This is a genomic window from Flavobacterium zhoui (assembly GCF_042787235.1).
GTDB classification, from domain to species: domain Bacteria; phylum Bacteroidota; class Bacteroidia; order Flavobacteriales; family Flavobacteriaceae; genus Flavobacterium; species Flavobacterium zhoui.
The window spans coordinates 43,258-64,775 of record NZ_JBHZPY010000010.1; the positions used below are offsets into that span (position 1 = coordinate 43,258).

A 21,518-nucleotide genomic window follows, 5' to 3' on the forward strand; every position below is an offset into this window, starting at 1 on the left:
TTTTGATGAAATGTTTTTACTTTATCTTAAAAAAGAACATTCTTGAAAAGAATGAAAATATTTTAAAATAATTTTTATTGATATAGAACTGATCTCCAAAACCTCCTTCAACATCCGATTTTACAATTTGAAAATCATTCTTTTTCATATAATTTTCAACATCTACTCTTAATGGCTGATTTTTATATAATTCTATATCTGCAACTTCTAACCAAATAGTCTTAATGTTTTTAACAGCATCCTTTGCTCCCATTAAAACTTTTAATTCTGCCCCTTGAACATCCATATGAACAAAATCAACTTCATTGATTTTATTTTGACGAAAAAAGGAATCTAGTGTAATGGTCTGAACATTTATTTTTTTATCAAAGATTAACCAAGAAGCAAGGCTAGTATTTTTAGGAGGTAATAATGAACTTGATTTATTTCCAAAATCCCAATCTAAATCTATTGGTTGATCTTCTGGATGACCCGATGAAATATAAAATTGAGAAAATCCTTCTTCATCAGAAACGGCCACTGGTACAAGTTCAATATTTCCAGCTTTATATTTTATAATATTCTCTTCAACGAGTTTTTGATTTTTGAGTAAAGGTTCAAATGTATAGATAGACGAAAATGGAAAAATTCTAGAGTATCTGATGGATTCTTCACCTTCACAACCACCAATATCTAAAATGGTTAATTTATCATTTTTCTTAAATAATTTTAAAAGTTCTTTTTTTAATGGTGACTCGGCAAGAATATAATTATCCCTATTGTAAATGGTCATAGTTGTTAAATTTGTTCAATTAATGTTTTCATTTGGTCAACTATTAATCCACTTTTATTATTGATAATAGATTCTTCTTGTTCGTAAACCACGTCAGAAATTGTTAAAATAATATCTTTATCAATATATTCAATCGACTCAGTGCCTCTGGAAATACCTATAATTAATTTATACTGACCTTGATTGAATTTTATTTTGTTTTCAATGAATGTAGCAACAAAATTTCCTGGTTCTAAATCATTAGGTAGTGACCAAGATGTTCTAATGGGCGTATCTATTATATCCGTCATACCCAAACCAATGACTAAATTCTTAATGGCTTCGCTTACCGTAAAATGAATTTTTACTTGCCAGTGTTTACCAATTGGTATTTCATTCATCAAATTCCCGTCAACATCTTCAATATTTAACTTGGTGGCATAAGCTACCTTTGCAACGGGCAATTTTGAATTAAATACATATTCAGAATCATTTAAAACAGACTGGCTTAAATAAAAATTTATGACATCCGTAGTCTTGCCTTTCATCACGAATTTTCCATTGTGTAACAATATCGCATTTGCACATAATTTTTGTATAACTGCCATATTATGACTCACGAACAAAACGGTTCTACCGCCTTCTCTTGAAATATCCTGCATCTTTCCAATAGCCTTCTTCTGGAACTCGGCATCACCCACGGCTAAAACCTCATCTACAATCAAAATATCAGGTTCTAGAAATGCGGCAACAGCAAAAGCCAAACGAACATACATCCCACTGCTATAACGCTTTACAGGTGTGTCAATATAACGTTCGCAACCAGAGAAATCAATGATTTCATCAATCTTAGAGCCTATTTCTTTTTTTGTCATTCCTAAAATGGCACCATTCAGGTATATATTTTCACGACCCGTCATTTCACCATTAAAACCGGTACCTACCTCGAGTAAAGAAGCCACACGTCCTCCAAACTTTATACTTCCAGTAGTAGGTGCTGTAACTCGGGATAATATCTTGAGCAAGGTAGATTTTCCCGCCCCATTCTTTCCTATAATCCCTAAAATCTCACCACGCTCGACTTCAAAATTAATATCCTGCAAGGCCCAAACATAATCACTCTCGCCTTTAGTACTTCGGTCATTGGTATCCCCAATTTTCAAGTATGGGTTTTCCTTACCGCGAATCTGATGCCACCAACGGTTCAAATCGTGTGTTAACGTTCCGGTACCTACCTGTCCCAAGCGATATTGCTTAGAAATATTTTCGGCTTTTAATATAATGTCTTTTTTCAAAGTTAAAATGGATTAATCGTGTAATCGGTTAATTGACAATGTCAATAATAATAATAATAATAATAATTTCAATAATAATGGCGATATCAATTTTTAATCTGTAATTTGATTACTTTCATTCTAAATTTTTCGGAATCACATTTTCTGAAAGCTGTTTGAAATTTTCTTTACTCACAATTTTCTTACCTGACTTTTGTTCCAAATCCTTTCTTGCTTTTCCAGCTACACTTCCGCCGGCTTTGGCAGCTTTATGATTTTCAATAAACCCTTTGGCATTTTTGTTCTTTGCGATTTCTGTCGTAGAGGCTTCGCCAAGCATGGTAAAGATGAGTTCTAAGTCAGTCATGTGATCTCTAGGTTTTCAGATGATTTTGTTAACCATTTTAGCCACTTGGTATAACGCCAAATGTTGCTTTACTGATTTCTGCCGTTAAAATCGAATACTCTTTCCCTTCTTTAACGCCTCTTTGTTTCCATTCATTGGTAAGTTCATCACGAACTAAAATACCACGATTTCGTTTTTCTATCCATTCATCACTATAGCCTTTGGCCTTATAAGTGGCTCTAACACGAGCTTGTGCCAACTCAGGATTTTCAATTTCGGCAATTCTTTCGGCGCCAACTTGTACCAACCATTGTTTGAAAGGTTCAGCTTTTGGAGATGGAATGGATTGAATAATTCTTAATGGATCTTGTTTATTTGCACAATCTGTGCTATCCTTTTTTCCATCCGTAGCTTCTATTTTCAGTTGTCGACAAACTGTCGATAACTCGTAACCCGATAATTTTTCTCGTTTTTTCATCCGATACCAATAATCTTTTGGATCCGAACTGTCTATTAAAATATCAACTACAACAAAAAACCACTCTTGTTCTTTCTCGTCCCATTGACTTCTAATTTGTTTACTTTCGAATAATTTTATTAGACTCTTTTTTTATGTTTTTTACAAAATTATAATTGCAAACGTATCTATAACTTTAGCCTATTTTGTCATTTTCTATAGATACATCTATAACTTTTTTATGTTTTTTAGTAAAAAAGAAGCTGAGTCCAGCACATCATCTATATAATATATTCCCAATCTGTTTTTCATTTTCTAATTTTTCAATGCCAATTTCTAATCTGCCATCTAAAACCTAATTCCTATTTTCGGTTGCAGAGATTTTAAAACTGAATAACTGACACTGGGCACTGATCAGGGTAGTAAAGACCCCTGAATACTGATCACTAAAAACTGATCCTGATCACTGACCACTGAATACTGAACACTAAAAACTGAACACAGACCACTGAATACTGATCACTAAAAACTGATCACTAAAAACTGATCACTGAATACTGAACACTGACCACTGAATACTGATCACTAAAAGCTGAACACTGAACACTGAACACTGAACACTGAATACTGAATACTGATCACTTTTTTTAGAACTGAACACTAAAAACTGATCACTAAACCGTATCTATAAAACTCTTCTCCGTCTTATTAAAAATCAATACACCCACTAAAAATACGATTACAGTCACTAAAAAAGTATAACCCAATCCCCAAATGGAAATGTGCCCTACATCCAACAACATATACCTCGCAGTTTCTATGATATAAGCCAAAGGATTGTATTGAACTAGCCAGCCATAGGAAGGTAATTTTTCTTTTATTAATGCCATGGGATACATCACAGCCGACAGATACATCAATAATTGTACGCCAAACCCAATCAAATTACTAAAATCTCGGTATTTAGTAACCAAGGAAGAGATAAACATCCCTAACCCCAATCCTAAAACGCCCATTAATACAATTAAAAAAGGAAAGAATACAACGGAACCATTCAGCCCAACGGTAGCTCCTTTTAGATAATAGAAAATATAAAAGGCTATAAATATCAGAAACTGAATTCCAAATTTAATCAAATTAGAAATCACGATGGAGATAGGTACAATCAGTCTGGGAAAATAGACTTTTCCAAAAATCCCGGCATTAGCACCAAAGGTATTTGAGGTCCCCGTAAGACAGGCCGTAAAATAATTCCAAACGGTAATTCCTGCCAAATTAAACAAAAATGGAGGTACCGTCCCGGTATCAATACCCGCTAAATTATTAAATATTATCGTAAAAGTAATAGAGGTAAACAAGGGCTGTATTAGATACCACAACGGTCCTAAAACGGTTTGTTTATAAACGGTAACCACATCTCTCTTTACAAAAAGCATTAGCAAATCTCTGTATTGCCAAACTTCCTTAAGATTAAGTGTAAAGAATTTATTTTTAGGTGTTATTTCAAACAGCCACGTGGTATTGGTTTGTTCGGGTTGGTTCATTCGTTTATGCTAAAATTCTATTTCATTGCCCTATCAAAACGCAGTTGAGACAATCTCTTTTATTTATCTAAGAAATGATATCGTAATGAGGCAAATATAAATAATTTGCACTTAGTTTTTCCTTTAAAAAAATGGCGCCGTATTGTATTTATTTTGAACTAAAATATTCTATTTAATTACTGTATAGAATCAGATCCATCATAAAAAACGAAACTTTCGGGTGCGCTTCGCGACTCTAACTAACAGTAATAAGGCGAAGCCCGTTTGTTAATAAGAGTAGTTTGTGAGCGAATATACTATTCCTTAATAAATAATAACAAATAATTAACAATCAATCGACAATATTGATAGATTAGAAGCGTATTCATCTGTTTTTACCTTAATTTAGTAATCCTCATATACAGCATATAGGTTCTGGATTTTCGACTCCGTTTAGTCCTGAAGCTTCGGGAGGGATAAAACTAAAATTATGCGGTTAATTCAATAAATAGCGAATTCTTAAAGTCAATATCATACTTGATTTTTCTACTAATAAAAAAGCCCCAAAAAAGTGAAATTCTTTTTGGGGGCATTTCATGCTCTGTATATTTTATCTCTTTTACGCCTCCACCTACTATTTTTATTATAATCCCTTCTAAACTCATAAATCTTCCTTCTCAGGCAAAGACCTAAAATCCAAAACAAATTAAATCCTATTATTTTATACCATTCCATACTTCAGATATAGAAAGGTAGAGAAATTCAACTTTCATCATAAAGTAGGTTACTCCGTTTTTGACAAGTAATAATCCCGAATTGACATCTTGAAAAGCCAAAAAAAAAAAAACATGTTAGCATCTTTAAATTACTTTTACTAATTATTAAAACATTAATAACTAACAATATAATGTTTTTTTTAGCTAATTTACTACTGAATCAGTCACTATTTATATGGAATCGCGATTTTTTGGATGTATTTTCAGTTCTATGATTTCTTTTTCCAGTTCTTCAATTTTTTCTTTTTGCAATATTAAAAGTTCTGTTTTTACATTAAAATTAGGGATATTATTTTTTTTAATTTCTATACTACCCTCTTCTAAAACCAACCAATTCAAAGATATCTCGGGGTATGTTTTTATGAAACTTCTAAGATTGTCAATAGAAACTTTCTGTTTTTCATTTTTTAAATCATTTAGCTCTGCCTTATCAATACCAAGTACTTCAGCGAGGTCAGCATATGTCCTGATATGTCCCTTTCCTTTTAGAAAATTATAGGCTGCAAAAAAGCGCTCATTATCTGTCATTTTAAAAAAGTATAAAAGTTTAGTACTTATCTTTTATTGTGTTCTACAAGACTTTATCTATTGTTAAATATATTTATTTTTTCTTACAAATCATCCAAGGAATTGCTATTTATTAGAAGCATTTCCAATTTACTTAGATGTAACTTCAAGTAGTTTTACAATAAATTCCTAATTGTAAGGCTATAAAAAAGACACCATCAAAGCATCTTTCATTTCTTTCTCTTGCAACTATCATTGAGATGCCTGGTTCTCATACATTCATAAAATCTCCCTCTCAAATAAAGACCTAAAAACCACACCACAACTCCCCCTATTATCTCATACCATTTCATATATCAAATATAGACAGTACAGCAACTTGGCTATTATCACAACAACAGAAACTCCTTTATTGACAAATAATAATCCCGAATTGACAACTACTAAAAAGCAAAAAAAGATGCTTAGGCATCTTTTTTTGTGTTCGTTTTCAAAACAAAATCATCATTGATTTTAGAACCATATTGTTTTTCAATTAATTTGAAAAAATCGGATAATTCAATTTTTTTGTAGAAGCAAATAATTGCTAGTGTGGATAATGGTATTCGGTAACCATCATCATTTTTAATCTTAGTTAGAACATGAGGATGTATCCCGAGTTCTTGGCTTTGAGATAGATTTGATTTAGCATCTGAAATCCATTCTTTTTTAATGTAGTTACAAACAAATCTATCGAGCAAAAATATTTTTGCTTCATTACTTTTGTTGCTATTACTATTATTATTATTAACCATCACGGCAAAAGAAAATATTATTTACGAATTTTATTGGCACGATAGTGCTAGTTTTGAATAATTTTGTTATATTTGTAACATAATTTATATATTTGCGATTCTTCATACAAAATATTTGAAGCATTCGCTTAGAATCTCGTATCAGAAAATTGGCGTTTTATAACCACGAGATGATAAGTAAGATGCTCACGTCCCATGGCGTGGGCTCACTTATTTGTGGTTAAGGTATGCCAATGCCTCTGATGCAGTAAGCTGAGTTCCATGCCATTTTTTTTGGCCACTATTTAAACAATACTCAACTTACATTCTCAGCACCGCTTCTTCATTTTTCATAGTCTCGCAGCAGTTTAACACGCTAAAACCCGCATGCCTATGAGTAAAATAAAAACACACATTTAAAACAGCTTAAGCTAAACCTTAGCAGTGGTTTCAATCACTAAACCGCATAAAATATCAGTTAAGAAAACGCTCTTTTCGTAACTGGCACAAGATTCCTACGCCTAACTAAAAACTAAGACTGAAAACTTTAAAAAAACGCCTATGACTAAATAAAGACACAACCCCAGACTTTATGACTTTCGACTTTAAGACTAAATAAAAGACACCTGCACCGAAAGGTCCTTTGAATAAAACACCTAGTTAATTTAATTTGAATTTGTTAATAAAAGGTGCAGGCTATTTAGCCGCAACAGCAACTCATAACCCTTAACCCTTAACCCTTAACCCACAACCAATAACTAAAAAAAATGCCTATGAAATACTATAAACAAATACAAATAGGAATAATTATACTTTTTATAGTAACGATGTGCCTGTGGCTTTATAGTTGCCATTGTTTCACCGAAATAGATCTTCCTAAGTAGAACAAAAAAAAGGCCCTCTAACTCTTCTTGGCGGACGAATAGAGGACCATCGCTAACAAAACTAACGTTTCATTTAACTAAACCAATATTATGAAAATTATTTCATTAAACAATGGCTTAGGAGCACTTTGGTATTCGCTTATTTTTGGCCTGTACTTCTGCTGTACCCCTGCTATAGCCAACAAGGTACTGAGGCAAAACCAGCCCCTAATACTACTAACGCAAATAAAAGGCACTATAACCGATGGAAATAACTCCTTACCAGGAGTAACCATTTCCGTAAAAGGGAAACTTACAACAACCATCTCGGATTACTACGGGCAATACACAATTGCGGCATCACCTGACGATACGTTAGTTTTCTCTTTTATGGGATTCAAAACAGTCCTGGTGCAAATAGACGGACGGGAAACAATCAACGTCCAACTAAAAGAAGATGCAACAACCCTAAAAGAAGTACTGGTCAATACCGGTTACTATTCCGTAAAAGAAAGTGAACGCACCGGAAGTATTGCAAAAATAACAGCGGCAGCCATCGAAAAGCAACCCGTTACTAATGTGCTGGCGGTGCTGCAGGGTCGCATGGCCGGTGTTAATATCACCCAGACCACAGGAGTGCCCGGAGGTGGTTTTGACATCCAAATTAGGGGAAGAAACAGCTTAAGAACAGATGGAAATAACCCATTATATATTATTGATGGTATGCCGTATGCATCCGAAAACGTAAGCAACACTCTACTTTCCGGTACAATCCTTTCTGGCACGGGTATTAACCCCCTCAATGGCATCAATCCTTCCGACATAGAAAATATAGAAATCCTGAAAGATGCCGATGCCACAGCCATATATGGTTCTCGTGGTGCCAATGGTGTCGTCCTGATTACCACCAAAAAAGGCAAATCAGGTAAAACAACGTTTACACTAAATGCCTACAGCGGAACGGGTAAAGTCACCCGAACGCTGAATTTAATGAATACCGCCCAATATCTCGAAATGCGCAGGGAGGCATTTGCTAATGATGCCTTCACCCAATACCCTGATTGGGCTTATGATATTAACGGTACCTGGGATCAAAACCGATACACCAATTGGCAAAAAGAACTCATTGGCGGAACAGCGTTGACCCAAAATATCGAGACCGCCGTTTCCGGTGGTACCAGCAATACACAATTTCTCATACGTGGAACACGCTTCAAAGAAACGACCGTATTCCCGGGTAATTTTGGCTATGGGAAAACTGCGCTCCATTTCAACATCAACCATATCGCAGACAATAATAAATTCAGCATCAGTCTTTCCGGTAACTATGTGGCTGATAAAAACAACCTGTTGGGTACAGATCTTACACGGGAAGCAAGTGTCCTGTCCCCCAATGCACCTGAATTATACGATCCAAATGGCAATCTGAATTGGGAGAACTCGACCTGGGATAACCCGCTGCGTCTTTTGGAGGAGAAATACCTCGCCAAAACCAACAATCTTATGGCAAGCAGCGCCATCGGTTATAAAATCATGCCTGGCTTAGAGATAAAAACTACTTTAGGGTTTACAGACAACCGCTTAGAAGAGTCTAAAAAATCCCCTTCAACGGCCTACAATCCAGCTTGGGGTCTCAACAGTTCTGCATCCTATTTCCTATTGAACCAAGCCAAAAAACAGTCCTGGAGCATCGAACCACAACTGACCTATCAACAAGAAGTGGGCTTGGGCACATTCAAAATACTGGCAGGAGCCACTTTTCAAGAGCAGACCAGAGAACAACAGGCCCTCTATGCTTCCGGTTTCTCCAGCAATAGTCTGCTAACCAACATTGCTTCGGCTGCCAATATAGCCATACTCAACAACGACAACAGCACCTATCGTTACAATGCTGTTTTTGGACGTGTAAATTACAACTTGCAACAAAAATACATCCTTAACCTAACCGGACGTCGAGATGGTTCCAGTCGTTTTGGCGCGGATAAGCACTTTGCTAATTTTGGTGCTGTAGGCGCTGCTTGGTTGTTTGGCAAAGAAGACTTTATCGGCGAAGCCCTCCCCTTCTTAAGTTTCGGGAAATTAAGAGCCAGCTACGGAACCACGGGGAACGACCAAATAGGTGACTACCAGTTTTTAAATACCTACAGTTCTTCGGGGATAAGTTATCAAGGAATCACCGGCCTGCAGCCCACCCGTTTGTACAATCCTGATTTTAGTTGGGAAACCAATAAAAAACTGGAATTAGCTTTAGAAATGGGCTTTTTAAGGGATCGTATCTTTCTGAGCACGGCATACTATAGCAATTGCTCTTCGAACCAGCTGGTAGGCATTCCGTTGCCCGGCACAACAGGATTCACTTCTATCCAAGCCAATCTAAACGCCACTGTGGAAAATACAGGGTGGGAACTGGAATTGAGAACCGTGAATTTCCAGAACAGGCAATTCAAATGGAGCACTATGGCTAACGCTACAATAGCCCGTACTAAATTAATCGCGTTTCCTGGATTAGCTGCCTCTACTTATGCTAATCAGTATGAAATAGGCCAGCCGCTGGACATCCGAAAAGTATACCGTTTCACAGGTATAAATCCGCAAACAGGAATATATCAATTTGAAGATTACAATCATGACGGAGCCATAACAGCACCAGAGGACCGTCAGAATATAGTCCACACCAATCCTGATTTCTTTGGTGGGCTGCAAAACAGCCTGACCTATAAAAATTGGCAGTTGGATTTTCTTTTTCAATTCGTGAAGCAGTTGGGAATCAACTTCAATTACACAGGGGTGCTTCCGGGTGTTGGAAATAACCAACCCGTTTCAGTACTGGATCGCTGGCAACAGCCAGGCGACACCAGTGCATTTCAGCAATATACTGCTGGCTTTAATAATGATGCCGTAAATGCATTTTACAATTACAGCAGCAGTGATGCGGTCTTCACCGATGCCTCTTTTATAAGGCTAAAAAACCTTTCGATTAGCTATACTCTTCCTGATTCCTGGTCAAAAATAGGCCGATGCCGTCTGTATTTGCAGGGTCAAAATTTGCTCACGATAACCCGTTTCAAAGGACCTGATCCAGAAAATCAATCGCAAGGCAGCCTGCCTCCTTTGCGTGTGTTGACTATGGGAATACAATTGAATTTTTAAACTTAAAAACAAAATAACATGAAATTCATACGAAATAATTTTATCAATATAGTTGAAATACTATGGCTTATAAGTTTCTTTATAACGTTGACCATATTCTTTTCCAGTTGTGAGAGTTTTGTCGAGGTTGACGTGCCTGACTCACAGTTTACCGGCGAAAGTGTTTTTCAGGATAAGGCCACCGCTGAAGCGGCTTTAGTAAACATCTATGGTAGATTTCGGAACAATGTTCTCGTGACAGGAGATTTGAATGGACTTTCAATCTTACTGGGAAGTTACGGGGATGAACTGGCTTATTACAGTAACGGTAGTCTTCCCGAAGAAGCTTTTTTTAAAAACAACCTATTGCCTTCCAATACAACAGTTACGGGCACCTGGAACGACAGCTACAATTTAGTATTTGCTGCCAATGCAGTACTGGAAGGCGTTGGCAGGTCGACGGGAATTTCACAGAACGATAAAAATCAATTAAAGGGAGAAGCCTTGTTTGTGCGATCGTACATCCACTTTTATCTACTGAACCTCTTTGGAGAAATCCCATATATCACCTCAACGGCCTATCAAGTCAACGCTAAAGCAAAAAAATTGAGCCCGGAAATACTGTACCCATTGCTAATTACTGATCTGAAAACAGCAGAAACACTGCTACCGAAAAATTATATCGGTGGAGAGCGGGTACGCCCCAATCGAACTGTAGCCGAAGCTTTCCTTGCAAGAATACAACTGTATGCTAGCAACTGGGAAGCAGCAGAAACAGCATCCAATTTAGTGATCAACAATACTGCAACATACGCATTAGAATATGATTTGGATAAGGTTTTTCTAAAAAACGGTACAAGCACACTCTGGCAACTAAAACCACAAGGAGATGGACAAAATACTTTAGAAGGGCAAAATTTCATCTTTGCATCCGGCCCCCCTCCCAACAGAGCCTTAACTGTGGATTTAAGCAATGCATTTGAAACAGGAGACCAGAGAAAAAACCATTGGATAGGTACTGTTTCTGATGGAACGCAAAACTGGTATTACCCGAATAAATACAAGCAAAATAATAATACAGGCTCCTCTGCCGAATATTCCATTTTGTTTCGCTTGGAAGAGGTCTATTTAATCCGGGCAGAAGCCCGAGCACAGCAAGGAAACAGCATTGGGGCAAAAGAAGACCTCAACAAAATCAGGAATCGTGCGGGCCTGGCAAATACCACTGCCAACACAAAGCAAGAAATTCTGGAAGCTATATTGCAAGAGCGCCGTGTGGAACTGTTCACCGAACAAGGTCAACGCTGGTTTGACCTCAAAAGAAGCGGGCAATCTAATCCAGTATTATCAGCTATAAAACCAGGCTGGAATCCAACAGACTTATTATGGCCACTGCCAGAAACAGAACTTTTGTTGAACAGTAATCTGCTTCCACAAAATCCCGGATATTAAAGCAATTTCTAAAGTATGGTTATTAAAAACGGTAAAATCTTGAAAGTAATCCCGAACGGAGTCGAAGACGAAATATTTTTTCGTTCCAACATCTCAGGTTTTTAAAATGAAATGAACCAAAAAAGGGATTGAGCGTAAATTTTTAATACTAGACAATCTTGAATCCAATTCATTCTTCGCTCCCTCTTCTAGGAGAGGGCTGGGAAGAGGAAAAACAACACTTATGAAACTACTATACAGAATAAATACGATTACAGTACTCTTTATTGTATTGCAAATATTGCCACTAAAGTGTCATTCGCAACAAAAACGGAAATTGACCCATGATGACTATAAATTATGGAACACGTTAGCATCCGGTAAATTAGCGGACGATGGCAGTTGGATATCCTACACCATCAGTCATGCGGATGATAAAGACACGCTCTATCTGAAGAATACGACAACCAACTTCAAGTACAGTTTTCCATCAGGACATGGCGAAAATTTTACGTCCGACAGCAATTGGTTTTCGTTTATAAAAAATGATAGTCTAAACCTTTTAAACCTAAATACTGGAAAAATGCAGCGATTTGAAGGGCTTTCCCAAGGTACCTTTACACCAAATAGCCGATACGTGCTATTGTACAATGAAGCTTTGAAAACATTTAAGTTTCATAATCTGAAAACCTTTATAACAATCACTATTGAAAACGTAAAGGAAAAAAACCTAAACCCAAACGGCAATATGTTGGCAATTATTACCGAGGAAAAAGGATTAAAAACAGTACAAACAATTGATCTTTCCAACACACTTCGAGCAACAACAATCGCAGAGAACTCCCAAAACAGCTACTCGGGCTTAGCATGGAACAAGTCTGGGAAGGCATTAGCTTTCTTTGAAGAATGCAAAAATGAAAATCCAGAATTAAGCTGCAACAAAGTTCATTTCTGCTCCAATATGGATAGCACACCGAAAAGTAAAATACTTGATCCATTGACAACAGCTTCCTTCGCAAAAGACTGTTGGATACCCCTATCAAAAATCTACCTCTCTGACGACAGCAAACAATTGTTCTTAAACATCCGTGCCGTAGCGAATGAAAAAGAAATAGTACAAACGGAGACCCAGAAAAAACTTTCCGAAATTAGCATTTGGAACGCCAATGACAAACAAGTACCACCACCAAAAAAAGAAGAAAAACCGTGGGTAAGTATAGAAAAATGGTCCGTCTGGTGGCCAGAAAACAATAAAATTGTAGCTGTAGAAGATGACCAGCATCCGAATGCCGTGCTAACGGGTGACCAAAAAAATGCGTTAGTATATAACACTATAGAATACCTTCCCCAATTTGAATATGTGGGAGAGTACATCGATCTCTATCTGAAAGATTTAAAGACAGGGAATAAAAAATTGATTGTAAAAAAAATAATCAACGAATTTAAGCACACAGTGGTCTCCCCTTCTGGAAAATACATAGCTTATTTTAAATTAAACAATTGGTGGGTATACAATATTGCCACGGGAAAAAGCAATTGTATTACTGCTGAAATGAACATTCCTTTTTATGATGTAGAGTGCGATCAGGCGGGTGCCATTCCTCCTTATGATCTTCCCGGTTGGACTTCAAATGATGAAAAAATCATTCTCTACGACCAGTTTGATATTTGGCTGATGACAAATGATGGCAGTAAAAAAGAGAAAATAACGGACGGCAGAAAAAGACAAATCACTTACCGTATTTACGACTGCCAAATTCAGCGCTTGGTTCGAAATAATTTTTATGGCTTCGTGGCAAAATCATATACTGACAAAGAGGGATTATTACTTGAAACTATGGACAATACTACACTGCAACAAACCTACTCCATTTGGAATAAATCATCAGGAATAAAAGAATTGATTCGCAAGGACATGAAGTTGTTTGCGCTTCAAAAGGCAAAAAACAGTCCTGTGTTTCAGTTTATGGAAAGTCGATTTGACGTTTCTCCAAAACTAATACTGCTGACCGCTTCCGGAAAAGAAAAACAAATAGCACAAGCCAATGGGCAACAAAAAGACTTTTTTTGGGGAAAACCAGAATTGATTCATTACCTAAATGCCGATGGAAAGCCATTAAAAGGGGCACTATTTTATCCTGCAGATTATGTTCTGGGAAGGAAATATCCAATGATCGTAAACATTTACCAAAAAAAATCGGATGAGGTATATAATTACGTAGCACCCTCTTTGAAATTAATCAATGGTTTTAATCCAACCAACTTCACGACAGAAGGGTATTTTGTACTGATGCCAGACTTAGCATACAAGTTAAACGAGCCCGGAAATTCGGCACTTAATTGTGTGGAGGCAGCAGTAGCTAAAGTTATAGAAATGGGCTCGGTAGACAAAAACAATATAGGACTGATAGGACATTCTTATGGTGGCGTAGAAACAACTTATATTATCGGTCATACCAATATATTTAAAACTGCTGTGGCGGGCGCTCCGGCAACGGACTTACTAAGCTTCTATTTGTCATACGGTGGCTATGGGCAATCAAATATTTGGCGTTTTGAAAACCAGCAATTCCGAATACAAGCTCCATTTTACTCCGAGGAATTTTTAAAAAATTCTCCTATTGGGAGCGTTCAAAACATCAATACCCCTTTACTAATATGGACTGGGAATGAGGATAAGTCCGTAGACTGGTCAAATAGTACGAAACTGCAAACTGCGTTGTGGAGGTTACATAAAAAAAGTACTCTTATTGTTTATCCCGGACAAGAGCATGTCCTCACAGATCAGACCTATCAAGAAGATCTTTATTTCCGCGTCAAAAACTGGTTTGACTACTATTTAAAAGGAGTACCACCAGCGGGCTGGATGGCTAATAATTAAAATAAAAAAGGTGTCCGATCTCCGGACACCTTTAATCATTAATTTAAAAGTTCTTAATTATTTCTGTAAAGAACCTTCGGACAGTTTGAATCCTGAGGATTAATCTTGCCGTAGGCCTGACGTTGAACTCCATTGACCAACAGGGTGCACAGTGGTCCGACATTGGTGTTACAGGTTACAGCTTCACTACATGGTGATGGAGCATCAATATAACCCGTTTGTACTGCCAAAACTCCCTTACCTGAAGTTTGTGAGGCAAAAGCACCTGCAATGGCAAACATAATCACTGCCACAGGTAGAACTGTTTTTAAAATTCTCGTTTTCATAATACTAAAATTTAAACATGAGGATCTACTCTATTTTACAGGTTTTCGATCTTCCCCTGATACTGGCCGGTATATCATATATATTTTTATTTGTTGAATCTGATTATAAGCTGTCGTGAGTCATCATTCCAAGCATGTACTCCAGCAATTTATCCTTTCAAAAGAGATACCCTCAAACTTACTCCGTGCTTTTTGCAGCGTGAAAAAACACAAAAATGGATAGAATTACGTTTCAGTTAAATCATTAATCCTGAAGTGTAAAATCAAAATTCTTGGCTTTTAATTTATAAGTAACAATATAGTGTTCTGTCAGGCCTATGAGCAAATTCCCATAAACTTTAAAACTTTTTACTTTCTCGTTCTTGTAATTATATAAATAGAAACTGAATTCATAGGTTTGCTTTTGCAAATTATAAACGTCAATTATAGAAGCATCTTTTAGCATTGCTTCAGGCTCATAACGACCAAGACGATTCGATATGACGAAAAGATATTTCCCTGCAGAAGTACTAAACAATTGAATCATTGGTGGCTGTATCGCAAGCTTTTTTTCCTTCTTGGTATGCAGATATGCGACCTTAATAGAAGCGTGACTAACGGTATCAATAGTTTTACCACGATACACTGTCTGCAAATTCCGGTCGGCAACAACAAATGCATTGCGATAATAATACACATAAATCAGTTGCTGGAGCTGCTTATTATAAGTAAGCATACCATCAGTATCAAAGGTACCATCAACTTGTTTTTGAAGTAAATGAGGTGCCAATTTCAGATGAAAACTATCATTAGTAAAGAGTGTCCCCAGTACATACTCATTGGTAAACGGATTCATACTTCTTAAAGCAAAATGATTAGAATCCATAGGCTCCAATAGGGAAAAATATTTTTTCTCTTTAACTAAAGGTCTGCCAAACCACTCAGAGATGGTGCCCTTAAAAATAATTGGTACCGTTCCATCAATAAGGTAAAAATAGGGGGCATTTATGCGTATCTGAACAGCCGAAAAAGTATAATTATGTCGTCTCTCCAATCGAAGACGGATTGGTTTCACATCATGGAGGCTGGTATCGATACTTAACAGGTGTAACGGTGCAGTGACATTTCCAAGATAAATACGATCATTTGCGACACCCGCGATATAATAAGAGTTATACGTAATAGGTAAGCCGTTTAACTGAGTTACGGGATGATGTGGATACCTGCGCAAAAAACTGTTATTACGGTGTATGGAATGCTCCGATAAAGCATACAATAAAACGACTAGCGATACGCTGGATAAAAAACAAATGGACAGAATTAAAGCATTACGTTTCTTAAAAAAAAACAAGAAATTTACAGGTTCCTTTTGGACAGAATTAACCTCAAAATAAACCGACTCTCCGCTTAAAACTAATCCAAAAATAGCTAGAACTATAAAGCCAATATTAAAAATTAAGTGCTGTGTCCAGTTCATTTTTTCAAGAATACCACCGCAAGAACAAGGAATAAAAGCACTAAAATATAAAATGATAATGATATAAGTAGTAAACATCACCATGAGGCTAAAGGAAGCAAAAAGTCCCGCAAGACGAAATTTAGGAAAAATCAAAAGTAAGGAAATAAAAAGTTCAACTATCGGCACACCCACTGCGGCCCAACCCGCAAAAACACTCAGCAAAGGTGATTGTCCCAATTGCAAACGAAATTGCTCAAAATCCAGCAATTTACTCACTGCCGCATAAATAAACAATACAACATATAGCAGACAGATACTGTTAAGAAGAATGATTTGAGTTGTTGCACGTAGTTTCATATCGATAAACATTTAAATTTAATCCGATATAAAATTCCGATAAACAAAAGACTAAGGCTTTGCAAATCGGTAGTATTTAGTTGTCAAAAAGGTATTATTTACACACCCATTATAAAACAGCATCGTATTTAAGGCAGTAGAAAAGGCTGTCGCTATTGCTTTCTTGTAATTTTATTAGGTGCATAGCCATACGATTTCCTAAATGCTTTTGAAAAATTAGAGTAATCTATAAACCCGCTCATTGCGGCAATTTCTTTAAGTGGTATGCCAGTATTCTCAATTAACAAATGTGCTTTTTTTAAGCGTTCTACATTATAAAATTGATAAATAGTGGTTTTAAATAAATGTTTAAAACCATATTTTAACTTATACTCATTTGTACCAAAAATATGAGATAGCTCTTTTAAATTTGGTAAAGGACTATCAATATGAATTAAAATATAATCGTAAACCTGCTGAATTAATTGTACATCGGACAAACGATAAACGAACTCTTTTCTTGGAATCACAGGGACAGCAGAAGAATCATCGGCAATAACATTATCCTTAACTGCTGTAGTAACTATTGTAGTAACTAAGCTAATTAATATTTTAGTACTATCCATAAAACGGCAAATGTTACAAAAAGCAGGCACAAGCAATTGGTTTTGGCTTACAAAAACCAACTCCAAGTTTTCTGAATAACTACTATTCTTTGACAATTTCTCCTTGATGCTATTAAAAGACACAGCGGATTCTTCTGATAAAATAATTTCAAAACCGGCTCCATAAAGCATTTTTGGACTGTATCCCAATAAAACAGATACATCTGTACTTATCTTTTTTACTATCCAACTGGAATCTACAATAAAACTGGCCTGAACATAGGAACTATAGCTGTTGTGTGGATTTACATAACTCAGATGAGAAAAAGAGGACTTTAATTCTTCGGCTACCATATTCAACAGCAATATTAAGGATTCCACTTCATCATCAGCTGTACTCCGCTGAATACGATAGCTGAAATTCCCTACTGCCATTTCAAGCAACATTTGGCGAATAGGCCTAATACGTTCATGATTAATTTTATCTTCCATGAAATACCATAGCATTTAAAAAGAGTTTTTAATACAACTAAATATAATTGGAAACAAATGCTATCGCGGCCAATTGATCTGTAAATAGTCGGGTAGGAACACTGGGTTTATTAATTTTAAGATAAAAATAACTTACCATCACAGAAACTTGTTCGTTGACCAGTAAACCAACTGCTTTAATAAGCAACGAACCCGATTGTGCTAAATAATCTCGTGCTGGTTTATCCATGGATATAATGCCTCGGGCATCACAAAAAATAGGATAAGCCACATCATTTTGAAACTGAATCCTATCAGCTACAATACATTCTGCAGCCTCTAAATTAATGCTGACATTATCTTTATATATAAAAAAAAGAATAGTCCCATCAATCCAAAAACGGGCAAATTCATTCTCAAAGCCGTCTATATCCATTTGGTAATATTAAGTAAAACAGCACAAATAAATGAAATATTATTCATAAATAATTAACAATTACTAATAATTTTATACAAAAAGCAACAATTATTCATTATTGTTGTCAATTCGGGAGTATTACATGTCATATAGGGATTTTCGCATAAAAAAGCCAAAATATCTAATTTTTTATACTCACTTTTATAAAAATAATCAAAACCTTACACTATGGCAAAAATTAAGCACAACAACTTTATTGATACCGTTGATGAAGTATTTTCAGGAGCGAAAAAAGAGGGCGTAATGCATCTTTATGCAGAGGATAAATCCTTAAATGGGAGAACAATTCAAATAAAAGGCAAAGAAATGTTCCATTTTGGAACTACAGGTTACCTTGGATTAGAGCAAGATAGCAGATTGAAAGAAGCAGCAATTGATGCCATAAAAAAATTTGGAACCCAATTTCCATTATCTAAATCCTACATATCAAATCCACTATATGCAGAACTAGAAGCTAAAATGGAGGCTATGTACGGTATTCCTACTATTATCGCCAAGAACAGTACCCTCGGTCATATGGCGGTAATTCCAACAGCGGTGAGAGATGAAGACGGAGTCATTCTCGATCATCAGGTCCACTGGAGTGTTCAAACTGCTTGCCAATTACTCAAATTAAGAGGTATTCCAGTCGAAATGATTAAGCACAGCAATATGGTTTTGCTAGAAGATAAAATCAAACAATTGATGTCAAAATGCAAAAAAATTTGGTATATGGCTGACGGAGTCTATTCCATGTTTGGTGACTATGCTCCTATTGCAGCACTAATGGAACTTAGTAAAAAATATCCACAACTGCATTTGTATTTTGATGACGTCCACGGGATGAGTTGGAAGGGTAAAAACGGCACGGGCTACGTGTTAAGCGTACTAAAAGAAATACCGGATAACGTGATGATTATGGGGACATTAAGCAAAACATTTGGAGCCAGTGGCGCCGTTTTACTTTGTCCAAATGCAAAGCTTCGCGAAAAAATAAAAGTTTTTGGTGGCCCGCTAACTTTCTCCGCACAACTGGAGCCAGCTTCGGTAGCTGCTGCCATAGCTGCTGCAGATATCCACCTGTCTGTAGAGATCACCATTTTACAATCGGAACTAGCCGAAAAAATAGCCTATTTTAATGAATTAATTTCTAAAACGGCTTTACCAATAATAGTCAAAAACGATTCACCGGTGTTTTTCCTTGGTACGGCAATACCAATAACTTCTTATAAATTAGTTCAAAACCTATTCGAAGAAGGATTCTTTGTCAATCCTGCAATATATCCAGCGGTTCCTGTTCAAAACACAGGGATTCGCATCACACTTTCGAGACACAACCAAAAAGAAGAAATAAAAGCATTAGTCGAAGCAATAGAAAAGTATTTACCCATCGTGCTCAAAGAAACAGGAAATAGCTTAAGCAAAATACAAAGTGCATTTGGTTTGGTCGAGACCCATACTACTATAGACACAATAGTTGACAAATCCTCGTTACAACTGAAATATGAAACATCGATATCAAAAATGGACAAACCTACTTGGAATGAATTACTAGGACAACAAAGCACATTTGATTGGGATGGCCTTCATTTTTTAGAAGCTGCTTTTGCCAATTCTGATGAACCTGCAAACAAATGGGACTTCCACTACTACATAATCAAGGACAAAAATGAAATTCCTTTAATAGCCACTTTTTTTACTTATGGACTTTGGAAAGACGACATGATGGCAACAGAATCAATATCAAAGCATTTAGAAGAGGAAAGAATAAAAAATCCTTTATATCTAACCTCTAAAGTGTTAGGAATGGGGTCTTTATTCACCGAAGGAAATCATTGCTATCTTAATACATCACATCCATTAATAGAAGAAGCTATTCTAATGCTATTGCAAGAGATAGAAACTCTTTACAATCATTTAAATGCTGATATGTTAGTATTAAGGGACTTTGAAGAAAATGAACAATTAAATCGCATATTCCATAATCAAGGTTACTTAAAAGCTAATATGCCCGACTCCTGTGTGGTTGAAAATCTGGAATGGGACACTCCACAAGCCTTTACCAACAAACTTTCCCCACGTTCTAAACGCCATTTTATCGAAGAAGTGCTTCCCTTTGAAAAGGCTTTTGATGTAGTAATAAAAAATGAACTAACTATAATAGAAACGGAACAGATCTATCAACTCTATAAAAACGTAAAAAACAATAATCTCGCCTTTAACACTTTTACCTATCCTCCTAACGTATTTATAGCCATGGTCACCGACCCAAATTGGGAATTTATAATGCTATATTTGAAAGATGAAGACAATGAGCAACAACAGGGGCAATTAGTGGGCACGCTTTTTTGTTATAAAAACAGCAACTATACCTATTCTCCCTCTTTGATAGGAATGGATTATAACTATGTTAGAGAATTTCAGATTTACAGACAACTTTTGTATCAAGGAATTAAACGCGCCAAGGAACTAAATTTTAAAAAAATAGATTTTGGTTTTTCAGCCACTTTTGAAAAGAAAAAACTGGGTGCCACAGTAATTCCGAAAGTAGCCTACGTTCAAGCAAGAGATAATTTTTCAATGGAATTGATGGGAACGCTTCAAAACGATGATAAAACACACAAAAAATAACAAACCACAATATATCATAATTCGTCGATATCCTCCATTTTGTAATTCCAACAAAGGAGGACACGACGCCTTGAGCCAACTGACCACTGAAAACTAATCACTGAATACTGATCACTGAACACTGAACACTGACCACTGAACACTGACCACTGAATACTGACCACTGATCACTAAATACTGAACACTGAACACTAAAAACTGATCACTAAAAACTGAACACTGATCACTGACCACTGAACACTGACCACTGAACACTGACCACTGATCACTGACCACTGACCACTAAATACTGAACACTGATTACTAAAAACTGAACACTGAACACTGACCACTGATCACTAAAAACTGAACACTGACCACTGATCACTGACCACTGACCACTAAAAACTGAATACTGACCACTGAACACTGAACACTGATCACTGAACACTGAACACTAAAAACTGATCACTAAAAACTGACCACTGACCACTGAATACTGATCACTAAAAACTGAACACTAAAAACTGATCACTGACCACTGACCACTAAATACTGACCACT

At 36.3% G+C, this 21,518-nt stretch carries 16 protein-coding genes; 4 read left to right on the forward strand and 12 right to left on the reverse strand.

Annotation, left to right across the window (positions count from 1 at the left end):
* Positions 1–16: 16 nt before the first annotated feature.
* The 8 genes from ACFX5F_RS11805 to ACFX5F_RS11840 form a co-directional block, all read right to left on the reverse strand.
* Complete coding sequence (locus tag ACFX5F_RS11805; protein WP_379852234.1) at positions 17–772, reverse strand: FkbM family methyltransferase; 756 nt, start codon at positions 770–772, stop codon at positions 17–19.
* A gap of 5 nt (positions 773–777) precedes the next feature.
* Entirely contained in the window at positions 778–2,046 is a 1,269-nt protein-coding gene (locus ACFX5F_RS11810; protein WP_379852235.1) for an ABC transporter ATP-binding protein, read from the reverse strand.
* Between the two features lie 115 nt (positions 2,047–2,161).
* Positions 2,162–2,392 carry a hypothetical protein gene (locus ACFX5F_RS11815; RefSeq protein WP_379852236.1) on the reverse strand — a complete coding sequence of 77 codons (231 nt, stop codon included), beginning with the start codon at positions 2,390–2,392 and terminating at the stop codon, positions 2,162–2,164.
* Between the two features lie 37 nt (positions 2,393–2,429).
* Positions 2,430–2,969 (reverse strand): BRO family protein, encoded by a 540-nt coding sequence (locus ACFX5F_RS11820; protein ID WP_379852327.1) that lies wholly within the window; start codon positions 2,967–2,969, stop codon positions 2,430–2,432.
* Between the two features lie 533 nt (positions 2,970–3,502).
* Positions 3,503–4,372 (reverse strand): ABC transporter permease, encoded by an 870-nt coding sequence (locus ACFX5F_RS11825; protein WP_379852237.1) that lies wholly within the window; start codon positions 4,370–4,372, stop codon positions 3,503–3,505.
* 467 nt (positions 4,373–4,839) lie between these two features.
* The gene (locus ACFX5F_RS11830) at positions 4,840–5,016 is read right to left on the reverse strand and encodes a hypothetical protein (protein WP_379852238.1); all 177 of its coding nucleotides are present in this window, start codon (positions 5,014–5,016) and stop codon (positions 4,840–4,842) included.
* Between the two features lie 282 nt (positions 5,017–5,298).
* Complete coding sequence (locus ACFX5F_RS11835) at positions 5,299–5,655, reverse strand: helix-turn-helix domain-containing protein (RefSeq protein ID WP_379852239.1); 357 nt, start codon at positions 5,653–5,655, stop codon at positions 5,299–5,301.
* 443 nt (positions 5,656–6,098) lie between these two features.
* Positions 6,099–6,374 carry a helix-turn-helix domain-containing protein gene (locus ACFX5F_RS11840; protein WP_146059568.1) on the reverse strand — a complete coding sequence of 92 codons (276 nt, stop codon included), beginning with the start codon at positions 6,372–6,374 and terminating at the stop codon, positions 6,099–6,101.
* A gap of 1,007 nt (positions 6,375–7,381) precedes the next feature.
* Between ACFX5F_RS11840 and ACFX5F_RS11845 the strand changes: the two genes are divergently transcribed.
* The 3 genes from ACFX5F_RS11845 to ACFX5F_RS11855 all read left to right on the forward strand — a co-directional run bounded on the left by ACFX5F_RS11845 (position 7,382) and on the right by ACFX5F_RS11855 (position 14,711).
* A complete protein-coding gene (locus ACFX5F_RS11845; RefSeq protein ID WP_379852240.1) occupies positions 7,382–10,420 on the forward strand; it encodes a SusC/RagA family TonB-linked outer membrane protein in 3,039 nt (1,012 codons plus the stop codon).
* Positions 10,421–10,438: 18 nt separating this feature from the next.
* A complete protein-coding gene (locus ACFX5F_RS11850; protein WP_379852241.1) occupies positions 10,439–11,851 on the forward strand; it encodes a RagB/SusD family nutrient uptake outer membrane protein in 1,413 nt (470 codons plus the stop codon).
* 223 nt (positions 11,852–12,074) lie between these two features.
* Entirely contained in the window at positions 12,075–14,711 is a 2,637-nt protein-coding gene (locus ACFX5F_RS11855) for a S9 family peptidase (RefSeq protein ID WP_379852242.1), read from the forward strand.
* Between the two features lie 53 nt (positions 14,712–14,764).
* On the opposite strand, the gene ACFX5F_RS11860 is transcribed toward ACFX5F_RS11855, so the two are convergent.
* The 4 genes from ACFX5F_RS11860 to ACFX5F_RS11875 all read right to left on the reverse strand — a co-directional run bounded on the left by ACFX5F_RS11860 (position 14,765) and on the right by ACFX5F_RS11875 (position 18,323).
* The gene (locus ACFX5F_RS11860; RefSeq protein WP_379852243.1) at positions 14,765–15,037 is read right to left on the reverse strand and encodes a DUF6520 family protein; all 273 of its coding nucleotides are present in this window, start codon (positions 15,035–15,037) and stop codon (positions 14,765–14,767) included.
* Between the two features lie 244 nt (positions 15,038–15,281).
* Positions 15,282–16,832 carry a DoxX family protein gene (locus ACFX5F_RS11865; RefSeq protein WP_379852244.1) on the reverse strand — a complete coding sequence of 517 codons (1,551 nt, stop codon included), beginning with the start codon at positions 16,830–16,832 and terminating at the stop codon, positions 15,282–15,284.
* Between the two features lie 152 nt (positions 16,833–16,984).
* A complete protein-coding gene (locus tag ACFX5F_RS11870) occupies positions 16,985–17,923 on the reverse strand; it encodes a helix-turn-helix domain-containing protein (RefSeq protein ID WP_379852245.1) in 939 nt (312 codons plus the stop codon).
* Positions 17,924–17,945: 22 nt separating this feature from the next.
* Positions 17,946–18,323 (reverse strand): DUF7793 family protein, encoded by a 378-nt coding sequence (locus ACFX5F_RS11875; protein WP_379852246.1) that lies wholly within the window; start codon positions 18,321–18,323, stop codon positions 17,946–17,948.
* Between the two features lie 210 nt (positions 18,324–18,533).
* On the opposite strand from ACFX5F_RS11875, the gene ACFX5F_RS11880 reads away from it, so the two are divergent.
* Positions 18,534–20,975, forward strand: coding sequence for an aminotransferase class I/II-fold pyridoxal phosphate-dependent enzyme (locus ACFX5F_RS11880; protein ID WP_379852247.1), 2,442 nt, complete (start codon positions 18,534–18,536; stop codon positions 20,973–20,975).
* The last annotated feature ends 543 nt before the right edge of the window (positions 20,976–21,518 follow it).